The sequence below is a fragment of the Methylobacterium currus genome (genome assembly GCF_003058325.1).
GTDB lineage: Bacteria > Pseudomonadota > Alphaproteobacteria > Rhizobiales > Beijerinckiaceae > Methylobacterium > Methylobacterium currus.
Genome location: NZ_CP028843.1, coordinates 3,458,798 through 3,471,444 on the forward strand (window position 1 = coordinate 3,458,798; position 12,647 = coordinate 3,471,444).

The 12,647-nt window shown below is 70.2% G+C and carries 12 protein-coding genes and 2 tRNA genes; 8 read left to right on the plus strand and 6 right to left on the minus strand.

The annotated features are described in order from the left end of the window. Window positions 1–131: 131 nt before the first annotated feature. Window positions 132–629 (plus strand): bacterioferritin, encoded by a 498-nt coding sequence (bfr, locus tag DA075_RS16145; protein WP_099954097.1) that lies wholly within the window; start codon window positions 132–134, stop codon window positions 627–629. Window positions 630–767: 138 nt separating this feature from the next. Here bfr and DA075_RS16150 read toward each other — a convergent pair whose 3' ends face one another. Next, the gene (locus DA075_RS16150; protein WP_099954098.1) at window positions 768–1,013 is read right to left on the minus strand and encodes a (2Fe-2S)-binding protein; all 246 of its coding nucleotides are present in this window, start codon (window positions 1,011–1,013) and stop codon (window positions 768–770) included. A gap of 283 nt (window positions 1,014–1,296) precedes the next feature. On the opposite strand from DA075_RS16150, the gene DA075_RS16155 reads away from it, so the two are divergent. Further along, window positions 1,297–3,792 (plus strand): PAS domain-containing protein, encoded by a 2,496-nt coding sequence (locus tag DA075_RS16155; RefSeq protein ID WP_099954099.1) that lies wholly within the window; start codon window positions 1,297–1,299, stop codon window positions 3,790–3,792. A 112-nt stretch (window positions 3,793–3,904) separates the two neighbouring features. Continuing rightward, window positions 3,905–5,641, plus strand: coding sequence for a sensor histidine kinase (locus DA075_RS16160; protein WP_099954100.1), 1,737 nt, complete (start codon window positions 3,905–3,907; stop codon window positions 5,639–5,641). A 133-nt stretch (window positions 5,642–5,774) separates the two neighbouring features. Here DA075_RS16160 and DA075_RS16165 read toward each other — a convergent pair whose 3' ends face one another. The 3 genes from DA075_RS16165 to DA075_RS36620 form a co-directional block, all read right to left on the minus strand. After that, a complete protein-coding gene (locus DA075_RS16165; RefSeq protein WP_099954101.1) occupies window positions 5,775–6,182 on the minus strand; it encodes a hypothetical protein in 408 nt (135 codons plus the stop codon). Window positions 6,183–6,391: 209 nt separating this feature from the next. Beyond that, window positions 6,392–6,622 (minus strand): hypothetical protein, encoded by a 231-nt coding sequence (locus DA075_RS16170; protein WP_099954102.1) that lies wholly within the window; start codon window positions 6,620–6,622, stop codon window positions 6,392–6,394. Between the two features lie 525 nt (window positions 6,623–7,147). Next, window positions 7,148–7,306 carry a hypothetical protein gene (locus DA075_RS36620; protein ID WP_164712354.1) on the minus strand — a complete coding sequence of 53 codons (159 nt, stop codon included), beginning with the start codon at window positions 7,304–7,306 and terminating at the stop codon, window positions 7,148–7,150. 289 nt (window positions 7,307–7,595) lie between these two features. Here DA075_RS36620 and DA075_RS16175 point away from each other — a divergent pair, with 289 nt between their 5' ends. Beyond that, window positions 7,596–7,793, plus strand: coding sequence for a DUF2283 domain-containing protein (locus DA075_RS16175; protein WP_099954103.1), 198 nt, complete (start codon window positions 7,596–7,598; stop codon window positions 7,791–7,793). Between the two features lie 123 nt (window positions 7,794–7,916). On the opposite strand, the gene DA075_RS16180 is transcribed toward DA075_RS16175, so the two are convergent. Both DA075_RS16180 and DA075_RS16185 read right to left on the minus strand, forming a co-directional pair. Continuing rightward, a tRNA-Thr gene (locus DA075_RS16180) sits at window positions 7,917–7,991 on the minus strand. 85 nt (window positions 7,992–8,076) lie between these two features. Further along, a tRNA-Thr gene (locus DA075_RS16185) sits at window positions 8,077–8,151 on the minus strand. A 207-nt stretch (window positions 8,152–8,358) separates the two neighbouring features. Between DA075_RS16185 and DA075_RS16190 the strand changes: the two genes are divergently transcribed. From DA075_RS16190 to DA075_RS16205, 4 genes are read left to right on the plus strand one after another with little or no spacing between them, the layout of a single operon-like run. Next, on the plus strand, window positions 8,359–9,348 hold the full coding sequence (locus tag DA075_RS16190; RefSeq protein WP_099954104.1) for an ABC transporter ATP-binding protein: 990 nt from the start codon (window positions 8,359–8,361) through the stop codon (window positions 9,346–9,348). Window positions 9,349–9,375: 27 nt separating this feature from the next. Beyond that, a complete protein-coding gene (locus DA075_RS16195; protein ID WP_099954105.1) occupies window positions 9,376–10,659 on the plus strand; it encodes an ABC transporter substrate-binding protein in 1,284 nt (427 codons plus the stop codon). Then, window positions 10,656–11,609, plus strand: a complete 954-nt coding sequence (locus DA075_RS16200) for an ABC transporter permease (protein ID WP_099954106.1) — start codon at window positions 10,656–10,658, stop codon at window positions 11,607–11,609. The genes DA075_RS16195 and DA075_RS16200 overlap by 4 nt, the downstream gene beginning before the upstream one ends. Before the next feature lie 4 nt (window positions 11,610–11,613). Further along, a complete protein-coding gene (locus DA075_RS16205; RefSeq protein WP_099954107.1) occupies window positions 11,614–12,510 on the plus strand; it encodes an ABC transporter permease in 897 nt (298 codons plus the stop codon). The last annotated feature ends 137 nt before the right edge of the window (window positions 12,511–12,647 follow it).

Consider the following 12,647-nt stretch of genomic DNA (forward strand, 5'->3'; position numbering starts at 1 on the left):
CACCTTACGTCAAGATCCCGGCGTTCTCCCTCGCTTCCTGTGGCCCTGCGGCACGTTCGCTGGTAGCTAGGGCGCCGGTTGGGCCGGCACTCGCCCGGCCCCGATGGACGATCGATACGGGAGATCGAGCGATGAAGGGTGATGCCAAGGTCGTCGAGTACCTCAACCGCGGCCTGCGCAGCGAGCTGACCGCGGTGAGCCAGTACTGGCTCCACTTCCGGATGCTGAACGATTGGGGCTACATCGATCTCGCCAAATTCTGGCGCAAGGAATCGATCGAGGAGATGAACCACGCCGATCGCTTCGTCGATCGGATCCTGTTCCTCGAAGGCTTCCCGAACCTGCAGGAGCTCGACCCCCTGCGGATCGGGCAGAACGTGCAGGAGATCATCGAGTGCGACCTCGCCGCCGAGGTCGAGGCGCGCAGCCTCTATCTCGAAGCCGCGCAATACTGCGATTCGATCAACGACCGGGTGTCGAAGCTGTTGTTCGAGGACCTGGCCTCCGATGAAGAGGGCCATATCGACTTCCTCGAGACCCAGCTCGAGCTGATCCGCCAGGTCGGTCTGCCGCTCTACGCCCAGCGCCATATCGGCGGCCTGGAGAAGATCGAGCCCGAGGCCGAGTGAGCCGTCCCTCGGCAGAGGTCGCGAAAGCGGTCGCCGGTTTGGCGACGAAGATCTGCGACACGGCAAAAACCCCAGCGGACGAAGCGTTGACCTGCCAACGCTTCGTCCGCTGAGGTCCTGAACCGGAGCGGGGCCGCCTCAGGCGGCCTCCTCCTTCAAGTCCTTCAAGGTGCAGGCCGCCCCGCAGGTGGTGGTGCAGGCGGCGTGCGCCTCAACCAATGCCCGGTCGAGGATGCCCCGGATCGTGCGGGCGCAGCGGCCGCATTTCGGGCTGCAGCCGAGGCAGGCATAGACCTGGGCGGGCGTACGCGGGCAGCCCGGGCCGGGATTGAGGCACGCGCGCACCTGGCCGTCGGAGAGCACGTTGCAGGAACAGACGATCATGTTGTGACTGGAGCACCCGATCCGCGGAGCGCCTGGGGATCGCTCCCGCTGACCGCTCTCAGATTAGAACTTTTGAAAACTACAACATAATCAACAGCTTACCGATTCGGGACAGTCACCGCAACCCAGCCGGATGCGGTCATCGCGCCGCAGGGGCTCAGGTCCGCGGAGCGAGCGGAGAGCGCGAGGAAACCCTGCGCCGTCTTGGCGGTTGCCTGCGCGGTAACCTCCGTCTAACGGCTGCCATTCCGCAGGGTCCCGCGGGGAGCCGCAACGATCAGCCATGAGCAGCCACGACGCGAGCGGACAGAGAGAATCGGCTGGAGGGGATGCCGTCGCGCGCGCGGCCGACGAGGCGGACCTCGCCGACACGGCCCGCCTCGCCCGGGCGGTCTGCGGCAGCGCCTTCGCGCTGATCCACCGGCCGGGTGCGCCGCTCGCCGGGCTCGTCCCGCCCGGCCTGTCCCCGCATGACGCCGCGGCGCTCGGCCGCCTCGCCGGCACCACACCCGTCATCATCCCGAACCTGGCGCGGAACGCGCGCACCGCCGCTCTCCCCGCCGTGGTCGGCTCGCCTTCCTTACGCTTCTATGCCGGCGTCGCCCTCGCAGGCCCGGACGGCCGGCCCCTGGGCACCCTGTGCGTGCTCGATCCCGAGGCGCGTCCGGCGGGGCTGACGGCGCGCGAGGCCGAAGGGCTCGTCGCCCTCGCGGCGCAAGCGGCGCGGGAGCTCCGCCTCGCCCGGGCGCTCGCCGCGGCGCGGGCCGACCGCGACGACCTGCGCAGCATCACCGAGGCCGCTCCCGCCCTGATCGCCGCCCTCGACCGCGACGAGGTCTGCCGCTTCGCCAACGGCCATTTCGCGCGCTGGTTCGGCCTCGCGCCGGACGAGGCCGTCGGGCGCCCGCTGCAGGCGATCATCGGCGAGGCGGATCACGCCCTGCGGCGCCCGCTGCTGGCCCGGGCCTTCGCGGGCGAGACCGTCACGTTCGAATCCCCCCATCCCGGGGGCGACGGGCGCCACGCCCTGGTGCGCTACGTGCCCCATCGCGGGCCCGACGGCGCGGTCCTCGACCTGCACCTGCTGGGCGTCGACATCACCGCGGAGACGGATGCGCGGGCGGCGCTCGCCGACAACGCGCTGAAGTTCCGGGCCATCGCCGAATCGATGCCCCAGATGGTGTGGTCGACTCTGCCGGACGGCTACCACGACTATTACAATCCGCGCTGGTACGAATTCACCGGCATGCCGGAGGGCTCGACCGACGGCGAGGGCTGGAACGCGATCTTCCACCCCGCCGAGCAACCGGAGGCCTGGCGGCGCTGGCGCCATTCGCTCGCCACCGGCGAGCCCTACGAGATCGAGTACCGCCTGCGCCGGCACGACGGGGTCTATCGCTGGGTGCTGGGCCGGGCGATGCCGATCCGCGATCCCCGCACCGGAGCGATCGAGCGCTGGTTCGGCACCTGCACCGACATCGACGACCAGGTCCGGGCCCGCGAGACCCTGGCGCGCGGCCGCGAGGCGCTGGAGGCGCAGGTGGCCGAGCGCACGGCGGCTTTGGCCGAGGCCAATGCGCGGCTCACCGCCGAGATCGAGGAGCGCACCCGGATCGAGGAGGCGTTGCGCCAAGCGCAGAAGATGGAGGCGGTGGGCCAGCTCACCGGCGGCATCGCCCACGACTTCAACAACCTGCTCACCGGCATCGTCGGCTCCCTCGACCTGATGCAGACCCGCATCAACGAGGGCCGAACGCAGAACCTCACCCGCTATGCCGGCCTCGCCATGGCCTCGGCCCAGCGCGCCGCCGCGCTGACCCACCGGCTCCTCGCCTTTGCCCGGCGCCAGCCGCTCGAGGCGCGGGCGGTCGACGCCAACCGGCTGGTGAGCGCGATGGACGAGCTCCTGCGCCGGACGCTCGGCGAGCGGGTGCAGCTCGAAATCGTGGTGGCCGGCGGCCTGTGGCTGACGCTCTGCGATCCCAACCAGCTCGAGAACGCGATCCTCAACCTCGCCATCAACGCCCGCGACGCGATGCCGGAGGGCGGGCGCCTGACCATCGAGACCGCCAACGCCCATCTCGACGACGCCTACGTGGCGAGCGAGATCGGGGTGCGGGCGGGGCAGTATGTCTGCGTCTGCGTCAGCGACACAGGCGCCGGCATGCCGCCGGACGTGATCGCCCGCGCCTTCGACCCGTTCTTCACCACCAAGCCGATCGGCCAGGGCACGGGCCTCGGCCTGTCCATGATCTACGGCTTCGCCAAGCAATCCGACGGGCACGTGCGGATCTATTCCGAGGTCGGCGCCGGCACGACGGTCAAGCTCTACCTGCCGCGCCATCTCGGCCGGGCCGCGGACGAGCCGGCGCCGGCGACGGGCCTGCCGGTGCCGCGAGCCGAGCACGGCGAGACCGTGCTGGTGGTGGAGGACGATGCCACCGTCCGGGCGCTGATCGGCGAGACCCTCACCGATCTCGGCTACCGGGTGATCGAGGCGCCGGACGGGCAGACTGGCCTGCGTCTCCTCGAAGCCCCCGGCCGGATCGACCTCGTCGTCAGCGATGTCGGCCTGCCGGGCCTCAACGGCCGCCGGATGGTCGACGAGGCGCTGGCGGCGCGCCCAAACCTGCGGGTGCTGTTCATCACCGGCTACGCCGAGAACGCCGCCTTCGGCAACGGCCACCTCGCGCCCGGCATGCGGATGATCACCAAGCCCTTCGCCATCGAGGTCTTCGCCGCCAAGGTCCGGGCGATGATCGAGCCGACACGGGACTGACGATTCAACGAAGGATCGGAAACTGCGAGGCTTTCTCGCGCAGATTGCGATAAGGTAGGATTCGGCCCGCATCGGACGGGGGCCTCCCGCCCAGAGCAGACCCGGATTCCCCTTGCCCCAGCCGCCGCTCCGCGTCTTCCTGGCCCTCGGTCTCGGGGCCGCGGGCCTGGTGGCGACCCTGGTGCTCGCCCTGGTGGCCTCCCGGGTGGCGAGCCAGCGGCTCGAAGCACGTATCGAAGCCGAGCTCGCCGACGTCGCCACCTCTATGGCCGGCCGGCTTGACCGCGGCCTGTTCGAGCGCTGGCGCGACATGGTGATCTTGGCCGAGAACGACACCATCCGCGATCCCGACGCCCCGGTGGAGCGCAAGCGCCGGGTGCTGCGGCGGGCGCAGGAGACCTATCCGGACTACGCGATCATCGGCCTGATCGACGCCGCCGGAAGAGTCGCGGCGACCAGCACGGGAGCGCTCGAGGGAATCGACGTCGCGCACCGGGAGTACTTCACCGAGGGGCAGCAGGGGCCCTTCGTCGGCGACCTGCACGACGCCCAGCTGCTGGCGCGGCTGACGCCCGGCCACGACCCGGCCGACCCGCCGCGGGTGCTCGACATCGCCGCCCCGGTGCGGAGCGACGACGGCCGCCTCGTCGGGGTCGTCTCGGGCCATCTCGACTGGGCCTGGGCCCGGGGCGTCGAGGCGTCCTTGCGCGAGACCTCGGCCGGCGCGCGCGACGTCACCGCCCTGGTGCTCTCCCGCGACGGCACGGTGCTGCTCGGCCCCGAGGATTTGCGCCGCACGCGGCTGCCGGCGGACCTGCCGAGCGCCGCGGCGGCGCGGGCGGGCCAGGCCGGCACGAAGACCGAGACCTGGCCGGACGGGCGGCGCTACCTCACTGGCTACCGGCCGACCCGGGGCTATCGCGGCTTCCCGGGCCTCGGCTGGACCGTGCTGGTGCGCCAGGACGCGGGCACCGCCTTCGCGGCGGTGGCGGAGCTGCGCCGGCAGATCCTGCTCTGGGGCCTCGTCGTCGCCACGGTGGCGGCGGGCATCGGCTGGTTCGCCGCCGGGCTGCTCGCCCGGCCCCTGCGCCGCCTCGCGGTCGCCGCCGCCTCGCTCGGCCGGGGCGAGCCCGTCGAGGTGCCGGCCTCCGCCGTGCGCGAGGCGCAGGCGATCAGCCACGCCTTCACCGCCGCGGCCCGGACCCTGCGGCAGCAGGAGGAGGAGCGCCGGGCCGCCGATGCGCGCCAGGAGCTGCTGATCCACGAGCTCAACCACCGGGTGAAGAACACGCTCGCCACGGTGCAGTCGATGGCGCGCCAGACCGCTCGTAGCGCCGCCTCCCTCGACGACTTCACCGGCAGCTTCGAGGCCCGGCTGCTGGCGATGTCCCAGACCCACAACGTGCTCACCGCGAACCACTGGGAGGGGGCGGGCCTGCGCGGCATCCTGTCGGCGGAGCTGGAGCCCTATGCGGGCGGGCGGGACGACCGCATCCGTCTCGACGGACCGGCGGTCTCCCTCACCCCCGCCGTGGCCCTGCCTCTCGGGATGGCGATCCACGAACTCGCCACCAACGCGGCGAAGTACGGCGCGCTCTCGGTCGAGACCGGGCAGGTGGCGGTGGAATGGGGGGTGGAGTGGCGGACCGGGTCTCAGATGCTCTCCCTGCTCTGGCACGAGAGCGGCGGCCCCGCCGTGGTGCCGCCGGCCCGGACCGGTTTCGGCACACGGCTGATCCGCACCAGCCTGGAGCGGGAGCTCGCGGGCGAGGTGCGGCTCGACTACGCCGCCGCCGGCCTCACATGCCGGATCGCGGTGCCGCTCGCGGCCCGGAGCGAGGCCGCGTGATTCCGTCTCCGGACGATGACTTCCGGAAGCGGTGACAGGAGCCCGCGCGGCATTCGAGCGGAGCCGGCTTCCGCATGGCGCGAGCGATCCGACAGGACCGCCTGAAGCAACCGATCGGAAACCGGAGGCGGGGTCATCGCCCGTAGGGGTAGCAGCGGCCGCGGTCGAGCGGGATGCCGAGATGCGCAGCCAGTACCCGGATCGCCTCGGCATGCTCGACGTAAGGGTCGCGGTTGCCGATGCCGACGATGATCGGGCAGCCCGCCCCCCAGGGCACCATGGCGGTGGCGAGCCCGTTGCCCTCCGGGTCGCGCAGGGTGAAGAAGCGCGGCATGGTCCGGCGCAGATGCGCCTTGAGGCCGATCTGCTGCTCGATGAACGGGCCGGCGGGCGGCACGTAGGAGGCCTCGGCCCGGGCTTGCGCCTGGCGGAAGTGCTTCTCGACGGCGTGGCCCATCAGGGCCGATTCCTGGATCGCCTCCGCCTCGGTCTCGATCTGGAACCAGGTCTTTCCGCCCGTGACGTCGCAGACATAGTCCATCGCTCACCTCGGCGGCCTGTTCGGGCCATGGGCCCTGCCCTCTCCAATGTAGGCGCGAACAGGCTGGTTTTGAAGCGCCGGCGCGGCGCTCAAGCCCACCTCACGAAACTCCCATTGCGCCGACGCCGCTACGGTGAACGGTGTCGTCGATCGGGAGTTTCGTGAGAGACACCAAACCCTTGCGTCGCCGGGCGACCGGCCGCCGGTCCTCAGCCCTGCAAGGCCGCGCGGCCCTGCGCGGTGATGCGCCAGGCGGCCGAGGCCCCGCCGGGCAGCGGGCCGGGCTGCTCGCCCAGGAACAGCAGGTGTCCGTCATTCTCCAGGGCGCAGAGCCGGCTGTGGTCGCCGGGCCAGGACCGGTCGGGCTCGCGCCGGAGCGTGATGCGGCCCTCCGCCGTGAGGGCGGCGCGGCTCAGGAGGCGGCGGCGGTGATCGATCATCGCGTCGGATCCTTCGGGTTGGTGCGACCATGCGCACGGGGCCCGGCGCGGGAGCGGCGGGCGGCACGCGGGAGCCGCGTCCGGATCAATGGGAATCGCCCGCGGCCGGGATCATGATCGGCGGCGCGAGGACAGCCGGCGCCGCCCTCGGCGGCGCAGGAGACGTGTGGCGCGGCCCTCCGTCGGGCGGCGCGGTGGCCCAGGCACGCACTGGACCGGCACGGCCAAGCTTAGCAGCTGAGCCCCGGGATGCAACCCGGATGGTTTCGAGATCGTATCCGCCCGTCGCAGCCGCGACGTCCACCGCCGGGACGGCCGCACGCCACGTGCAACGCGGTCGGGGGATGATCGCGGCGACAAGTCGATGAAGGCCGTGAATGCTGCTGCGTCGGGGCGGCGGCCTGTGTGTCGTCTTCGGACTTCAAGCCATCCGCGCCTCGAACACCGCCGCGCATCGCCCCGGGGGCAATCGCAGTCGCCGCGATGTCTGGCGCGTTACACCGCGCCCGGCCGCCCTTCGGAGGATCAACCCCTGCCCGTGAGGAGCCGGCCCGCCTGCTCCCAGCCGCCGAGAAGCTCGGCCCCCGCACAGGCGAGGCCCAGGGCCAGCAGGGTGATCCCGAACGCGATATGGCCGACCGCCTGGAGCGGAGGCCAGCCGTAGTGGCGAAGCTGCGAGTACATAGCCGGCTCACTGCACCGTTATGGTTAACGCTTCGTTACCGGAGTTGGGGAGTCCGGGCGCGTCGGTCATGCGCCGGCACGTTCGGCCCGGCCTGATCCACGGACGGGCTGGAGACTCCACGTGGCGGCGTGCGCTCACCGCGGCATGTCCGCCGGGACGGCGGTCCGCCATGAGTTGGCCCCCGCCGGCGCCTCCGGGGTCGCCCAGCATCGTTGAATCCCGAGGGCCCAAAGAGCCCCCGCGCGCGATCGTTGGGGCGACCTGTACGGACGCCAGGAGACGGCCCCGGTGACGTCACGGTACGATGCAGAGACGGACGCGCCGCATGTGCGTTTTGCTGACGCCCCCGTGGTGGCGAGCGAGGAGATTCGACCCGGCCTGATCCTGGACTTCGATGCCGACGGGCGGATCGTCGCCAACGACATCCTCGACGCGTCGACGCCTATCGCCCCGGATGCGGACCTCCGGCCTATGACGACGGCTTGAACGCCGAGGGAGATGGCGCCGCGCGGCGTGACCCGCGTGGAGCCCGTCGGCCGAGCCGAATGGCCGCTCGGCTGATCCAGCTCAGACGCCGGGTTTTCCCGAAGACTTATCGCAAGAAATGGATGGTGCCGCTGGGGAGGATTGAACTCCCGACCTCATCATTACCAATGATGCGCTCTACCACTGAGCTACAACGGCGCGCCGGTGCCGCGCTGCCCTCCCGATCGGGATCAGACAACCTTCAGACACACCGAGCGAAATCTCAAGATCTCACGGTGAAGGATGGTGCCGCTGGGGAGGATTGAACTCCCGACCTCATCATTACCAATGATGCGCTCTACCACTGAGCTACAACGGCCCGTCGGCGCCGCTCGTCTCGCCCATGGCCTCGTGGCCGGGCGATCCGTGGTGCGCCGAAGACGAGCGGGGGGATAGCGGATCGCCCGGCGCATTGCAACAGGCTCGCGGGCCAGAATCGCGACCCCGTCCGGACGGCCAAGCTCACCTTCCCTGGCCCGCCCCTTGCTTACGTCTCGCGCAGGGAGAATCGCCGAGGGGAGCGCGCGTGGACATCGAACTCGCCAGCCTGACCAAGCGCTACGGCGACACCGTCGCGGTCGATGGGATCAACCTGAAGATCCGCTCGGGCTCGTATTGCTGCCTGCTCGGGCCGTCGGGCTGCGGCAAGACCACGACGCTCCGGATGATCGCCGGGCACGAGACCGTCACCTCGGGCGACGTGGTGATCGGCCCGAAGGCGGTCGGCGACCTGCCGCCGGCGCAGCGCGGCACCGCGATGATGTTCCAGAGCTATGCGCTGTTCCCCCACCTCACCTGCCGCGACAACGTCGCCTTCGGGCTCAAGATGCGGGGCGTCCCGAAGGCGGAACGCGTGAAGCGCGCCGAGGCGATGCTGGCGCTCGTCCAGATGGACCACCTCGCCGGCCGGCTGCCGGCGCAGCTCTCGGGTGGTCAGCAGCAGCGGGTGGCGCTGGCCCGAGCCCTCGTCACCGGGCCGAAGGTGCTGCTCCTCGACGAGCCGCTCTCGGCCCTCGATCCGTTCCTGAGGGTGCGGATGCGCACGGAGCTGAAGCGCCTCCAGGGCGAGCTCGGCATCACCTTCGTGCACGTCACCCACAGCCAGGAGGAGGCGATGGCGCTCTCCGACCTCGTGGTGGTGATGAATGGCGGCCGCATCGAGCAGGCGGCCGATCCCCGCACGGTGTTCGAGCGGCCGGCCACCGCCTTCGTCGCCCGCTTCATCGGCGGCCACAACGTCATCGCGCTGCCCGACCGGCGCATCGCGGTCAGGGCCGACCGGATGCGCCTCGGCCCCGAGGCCGGCCCGGAGGGGCTCAGCGCCCGCGTCGTCGCGGTCGAGTACCAGGGCAGCACGGTGCATGTGAGCCTCGAGGCGCCGGACCTCGCGGCCGAAGCCGGCGCAGCCCTCACCGCGATCCTGAGCGACCACGCCTATGCCGGCCACCCCCTCGCCCTCGGAGACACGGTGCGGGTGGGCTGGCCGGCGGACGAGGCCCACCGCCTCGACGCCTGACCCCGATCCGACAAGGGAGATTCCGCCGTGACCGAGACGAAGACACCCCGCCTGTCCCGCCGCACGCTGCTGCAAGGGGCCGGCGCCGCGGCCGGCCTCGCCGCCGGCTCCGGCGTCGTCACGGGCTTCCCGGCGATCATCGCCGCCGAGCCGGTGACCCTGCGCTATCTCGGCACCGCCGTGAACCAGAGCGGCGACATCGCCCGCAAGGTGAAGGAGGATCTCGGCATCACGATCGAGTACATCCCGGTCGTGACCGACGAGGTATCGAAGCGCGTCGTCACCCAGCCGAACTCGTTCGACATCGTCGATTCCGAGTATTTCAGCCTCAAGAAGCTGATGCCGTCGGGCAACCTCGTCGGCATGGATGCGCGCCGGATCAAGAACGCCGACAAGATCACCCCGGTCTTCACCAAGGGCGAGGTCGCCGGAAAAAAGATCGGCGACCAGGGCACGGCGCCCAAGAAAGTCTTCTACCTCGAAGGCCAGACCTCGACCAAGTTCGCGAGCGCGCCGACCGAGTGGATCACCCTGATCCCCACCACCTACAACGCCGACACGCTCGGCATCCGTCCCGACCTGATCAAGCGCCCGATCACCTCGTGGAAGGAGCTCCTGAACCCGGAGTTCAAGGGCAAGGCCTCGATCCTCAACATCCCGTCGATCGGCATCATGGACGCCGCGATGGTGGTGGAGGCGACCGGCGACTACACCTATCCCGACAAGGGCAACATGACGAAGGCCGAGATCGACCGCACCATGAAGGTGCTGATCGAGGCCAAGCGCGCCGGCCAGTTCCGCGCCTTCTGGCAGGACTTCAACGAATCCGTGAACCTGATGGCGTCGGGCGAGACGGTGATCCAGTCGATGTGGTCGCCCGCCGTCACCAAGGTGCGCTCGCAGGGCGTCGCCTGCACCTACCAGCCGCTCAAGGAAGGCTACCGCGCCTGGGCCTCAGGCTTCGGCCTGCCCAAGACCCTGACCGGGAAGAAGCTCGACGCTGCCTATGATTTCATCAACTGGTTCCTGTCGGGCTGGGCCGGTGCCTATTTGAATCGCCAGGGCTACTATTCGGCGGTGCTGGAGACGGCCAAAGCCCACATGGAGCCCTACGAATGGGCATTCTGGATGGAGGGCAAGCCGGCCGAGAAGGACATCAAGGCCCCGGACGGCACCATCATGGAGAAGGCCGGCGCAGTGCGCGACGGCGGCTCGTTCGAGACCCGCATGGGCGCCGTCGCCTGCTGGAACTCGGTGATGGACGAGAACACCTACATGGTGCGCAAGTGGAACGAGTTCATCGCCGCATGAGCACGGCCACGGCTCGCGTCCCCGCATTGCCGGAGGCGGCGCAAGCCGCCCCGGCCCTCCCGGGCCTCGCCGCCGCGACGCGGCGCCAGCGCCGCCTCGCCTACTGGCAGGCGATGCCGCTGGGATTGGTCTTCCTCGCCTTCTTCCTGGTGCCGCTGGCGCTGACGCTCGTCGTCAGCTTCTGGGAGTACAACGAGTACGAGATCATCCCGGCCTTCACGCTCCAGAACTACGCCGACGTGTTCGAGGGCTGCCTGTCGGGGGGCGACCTCTGCACCACCTTCCGGACCTACCTGTCGACGCTGAAGTTCTGCCTGCTCGGCTGGGCCGCGACGCTGGGAATCGGCTTCACGGTCGCCTATTTCGTCGCCTTCCACGTCCGCTCGACGGCGATGCAGACGGTGCTCTTCCTGATCTGCACCATCCCGTTCTGGACCTCGAACGTGATCCGGATGATCGCCTGGATCCCGCTGCTCGGCCGCAACGGCCTCGTCAACGACACGCTGATCGGCCTCGGCCTGATCCGCACCCCGATCGAGGGGCTGCTCTATTCCGACTTCTCGGTGGTGCTGGCCTTCATCCACCTCGACACGGTGTTCATGATCGTGCCGATCTTCAACTCGATGATGCGGATCGACCGCTCGCTGATCGAGGCCGCCACCGATGCCGGCGCGACGCCCTGGCAGACGCTGTGGAACGTCATCGTGCCGCTCTGCAAGCCCGGCATCGCCATCGGGTCGATCTTCGTCCTGACCCTGATCATGGGCGACTTCGTCACCGTGGGCGTCATGGGGGGTCAGCAGATCGCCTCGGTCGGCAAGGTGATCCAGGTACAGATGGCCTACCTGCAATTCCCCGCGGCCGCCGCCAACGCGGTGGTGCTGCTCGGCGCCGTGATGGTGCTGATCGCCGCGCTCACCCGCCTGATCGACCTGCGCCGGGAGCTTTAGAGAGATGCGCCGCGACGGGCCCCGCTCCTTCTCGTTCTACGTGCTCGCGGCCTTCTTCGGGCTGTTCGTGCTCTTCCTCTACGGGCCCACCCTGACGATCCTGGCGCTCAGCTTCCAGGGCCCGCAGGGCGGCCTCACCTTCCCGATGAACGGGGTCTCGACCTTCTGGTTCTCGCGCCTCTGGGCCGGGCTCGGCGTGGTCGACATCTGGGCGGCGTTCCGGCGCTCGCTGGCGCTCGGAATCGTGGTGATGGGGCTCACGGTCACGATCGCGTTCTTCGCAGGGCTGGCCTTCCGCAAGGGCTTCCTCGGCCAGACGCCGCTCTTCTACACCGCGGTGGCGAGCCTGATCGTGCCCTCGATCGTGGTGTCGCTCGGAATCGGCCTCGAGTTCCGGCTCATCGACGAGGGGATCAAGGCGCTCGCCGCCCGGATCGGCTGGGGCTTCCTCCAGGACCACGGCACCGTGATGGGGATGTTCACCTCAGGCTTGGGCGCCCACCTGACCTGGACCCTGCCCTTTGGCCTCCTGATCATGTTCGCGGTGTTCAACCGCTTCAACCCGGCCTACGAAGAGGCCGCCCGCGACCTCGGCGCCACCGGGCCGCAGTCGCTGCGCCACGTCGTGGTCCCGATCATCCTGCCGTCGCTGGTCGGCGTCGCCTTGTTCGGCTTCACCCTGTCCTGGGACGAGCTCGCCCGCACCAGCCAGGCGATCGGCGGGCGCAACACCCTGCCGCTGGAACTCCAGGGCCTCACCACCACCGTGACGACGCCGGAGATCTACGCGCTCGGCACCGTCACGACGGGCGTCTCGCTCCTCGTCATCGGCCTTGCCTTCGGCAGCTTCCTCGCGATCCAGCGCCGGCGCGCCCGGAGGGTGACGCTGCCGGGCACCTGACCCAGGCGGTGGCCCGGCAGACACACCTCCGTCACAATCCAGCAAAAGCCCGGCAAGCCGGCGCCCGGCGCCGTTGAAGCCTGCCCCTGGGTCGCGCACTCTCCCCAACGTCAAGGATCCGCATCGGCGGACGGACC